The sequence below is a fragment of the Sessilibacter sp. MAH3 genome (assembly GCF_054658275.1).
The window spans coordinates 1-2,530 of record NZ_BAAGIE010000062.1; the positions used below are offsets into that span (position 1 = coordinate 1).

Below are 2,530 nucleotides of genomic sequence, written 5' to 3' on the forward strand. Positions count from 1 at the left end.
ACGCCCAATTTGCAAAAAGCGCAAATTGGGCTGGACTCGCTCCACGATGTTCCGCTCGCCGGTTGTGTGGGCGTTAGAACTACTCAGTGGTTTTATCGTTGGTAAATATTAGTTGTTACGTAAACTGAAAGTTTTCGTTCTTGGGGCTTTCAAGTAAAGTGCAAAATATTTGCATCTACAAAATCGTGGCAGCCAGTTTTTAGTAAAAGGTAGGTTTAACTTGGACAGTTTTGCTCTTCCTTATTTCAATTAACAAAGTGACTGCGTAAAGTCTGATAGTTTCGTTCTTCGTGGCTAAAATTGGCAAACTTGGTCGCAGAAAGTAAGGTGGCTCAAATGTTTAGTGGTACACCTTTAGCACCGCAAATTAACTATTTTCGCGCTTGTTCTAACAAGTTGCTGTTATTCGTTCCGGCCACAAAAAGCGTGGCCTCCACCGGACGCGCTATCGCGCGCCGCAAAGCAAAGCGTTATACGAAAAGAAGCCTATGAATCCATTAGCGATGCTCGGAAAGCCATTTGAGCAAGTCAAAGATCTCTTTCCTAATTCGGGAATGCTTGAAGTATATGACTTATTAGAAGAGGGTGATGAGCAGGAGTATTACGTTGCGGGGCTGGATCATTCTTGGGAGTTCCTCCTGGATAAATGCAACGTAGTAAAAACAGTATTTCTGTATGTCGCGGCTGGGTACCAGGAATTTGATGGGATTGGTCAACTGACGAGACGAGATGAAATTCTCAAGAAGTACGGAGTGCCTTCTAAATCTGGCGAAGAAAAGGAAGTCTCCATACTAGGGAAAAAGGGCGCGTGGGAGAGATACGACTATTCCGACCATGTCATGCACATAGAGCACTCGGTTGGTATGGATACAGTTCAGAAAATCACTCTTATGCTGCCCAGTGTGGCGCCGTGAACCCGTATAACCAGTCGCTGTTGTCGGACAATTTTTCCACCGCTTCGCGGCTCCAAAATTGCCGCAAAGCTCAGCGTTAGGCATCCATACAGATGAAATTGCGTACCATAATATTTATTACAATTTTTGCTTTTTCGGTCATCGCTTTTGCAGGCCCATCAAAGGACCTAAGAATGGGAACAATAAGCAAAAGTGATTTCTTCTTTTATAGCTGTGTGAGGCAGTACATGCTCGCAAATTCTATAAAGGTTTTTGATGGTAGCGTAAACTTGGGCGTTGAGTACTCTAATTTAAATTATCAAGAGCTCATGGAAATTGGTAATAAATCTAAAGCATACGCAGCTTCAATCAGGGCTCCAGATTACTCTGATAGTGAGCATGGTTTACCCGCTGTACTAATTCTGTGCCAAGAAGAAGGTGAGAAAATATACGGTGCTGAGTAAAATGCCTAACAAGGCCATCAAAAGTCGCTCCACTACGTTCCGCTGGACCTCCTTACGCTGCGCTCCAGTCGGCCCTTTATGGCAGCGTTATATGTACTAAGGAATATTATGCCCTTTACACAAGTGCTAAAAGAAAATGGTTGGTCTGAAGTAGAAGGTAAATTTACATACCTTAAAGGCTCTTGGCATTTGGTATTTGATAGTAGTTCATGGATGGAGGTTGGTACAAAACATACACTCCGTATTTTTGATGTGCCCGTGCCAAAAGAAGGTCTAGAACAATGGACACTTAATTTAATAGAGCATTTATGTAAAACAGATGACCTACTATCATCAAATGCTACTAAATAAATGAAGTTTAATTTAGGCACATATAACAAGTTGCTCAAGTTTACTCCAGCCACAAAAAGCGTGGCTTTCGTGGGACGCACTACGCGCTGCTCCGTGCGCCCCTTAGCAAGGCGTTATAAGGCTTGAGTATGTGGAAGCATGTAGTTGCATCTAGTATTCAATCAGCTTTTTTAGGGGCTTTGCTTCTAATAATCGTTTGCTTTCCTTCGTATGGCGGGGCAGCGACGATTTTTGGTCTCATTGCTTTCTCTGTAGCTTTTGTTATTTGCGTACTTTTGGCGTATCCGTTAATTCGCTTATGGCAAATTTACTCATGGTCAAATTGGGTAAGCTTAGTCGTCTATATTCTGGCTGGCTTTATTTTGGGTTTTTTTACTCCAGTAGTTTTGTTTGGTATATCGGGTACAGATTTTAGTTTTCAGTCTATTACGTTTCTTGGCATTTATGGTGGGTTAGGTCTCGTTTGTTCCGTTTCAGCGTGGAGCTACGTGCGTAAAAATGTCGCCTTATAACAAGTTGCTCAAGTACACTCCGGCCGCAAAAAGCGCGGCCTCCGCGGGACAGCCTACACTGCGTTTCGGCTGCCCCTTAGCAAAGCGTTAGAACTACTCAGTGGTTTTATCAGTGGTAAATTTTAGGTGTTGCGTAAACTGAAAGTTCTTATTCTTGGTGCTTTCAAATGAAGTGCTAAATGTTAGCAGCTCCAAAATCGTGGCAGCCAATTTGTGGTAAAAATGCAGATTTGTGTTGGGCAGTTTTGCTCTTCGTGGTTTCAATTAGCAAAGTGGTTGCGTAAAGTCGGGTGATTTCGTTCTTCGTGGC

4 protein-coding genes are annotated in these 2,530 nt (G+C 43.0%); all 4 read left to right on the forward strand.

The annotated features are described in order from the left end of the window. The first annotated feature begins 488 nt into the window (after window positions 1-488). The 4 genes from ACYQ2C_RS18530 to ACYQ2C_RS18545 all read left to right on the forward strand — a co-directional run bounded on the left by ACYQ2C_RS18530 (window position 489) and on the right by ACYQ2C_RS18545 (window position 2,220). Window positions 489-914, forward strand: a complete 426-nt coding sequence (locus tag ACYQ2C_RS18530) for a hypothetical protein (protein ID WP_425056445.1) — start codon at window positions 489-491, stop codon at window positions 912-914. 92 nt (window positions 915-1,006) lie between these two features. After that, window positions 1,007-1,357: a hypothetical protein gene (locus tag ACYQ2C_RS18535; RefSeq protein ID WP_460104671.1), complete on the forward strand. Its 351-nt coding sequence runs from the start codon at window positions 1,007-1,009 to the stop codon at window positions 1,355-1,357. A gap of 108 nt (window positions 1,358-1,465) precedes the next feature. Beyond that, window positions 1,466-1,708, forward strand: coding sequence for a hypothetical protein (locus ACYQ2C_RS18540; protein WP_460104669.1), 243 nt, complete (start codon window positions 1,466-1,468; stop codon window positions 1,706-1,708). Between the two features lie 128 nt (window positions 1,709-1,836). Further along, the gene (locus ACYQ2C_RS18545) at window positions 1,837-2,220 is read left to right on the forward strand and encodes a hypothetical protein (protein ID WP_460104666.1); all 384 of its coding nucleotides are present in this window, start codon (window positions 1,837-1,839) and stop codon (window positions 2,218-2,220) included. Window positions 2,221-2,530: the final 310 nt, after the last annotated feature.

Excerpts from the sequence above, each read along its gene's own strand:
- ACYQ2C_RS18535 (WP_460104671.1), top strand. The coding sequence starts at position 1,007 with ATGAAATTGCGTACCATAATATTTATTACAATTTTTGCTTTTTCGGTC.
- ACYQ2C_RS18545 (WP_460104666.1), top strand. The coding sequence starts at position 1,837 with ATGTGGAAGCATGTAGTTGCATCTAGTATTCAATCAGCTTTTTTAGGG.
- ACYQ2C_RS18540 (WP_460104669.1), top strand. The coding sequence starts at position 1,466 with ATGCCCTTTACACAAGTGCTAAAAGAAAATGGTTGGTCTGAAGTAGAA.
- ACYQ2C_RS18530 (WP_425056445.1), top strand. The coding sequence starts at position 489 with ATGAATCCATTAGCGATGCTCGGAAAGCCATTTGAGCAAGTCAAAGAT.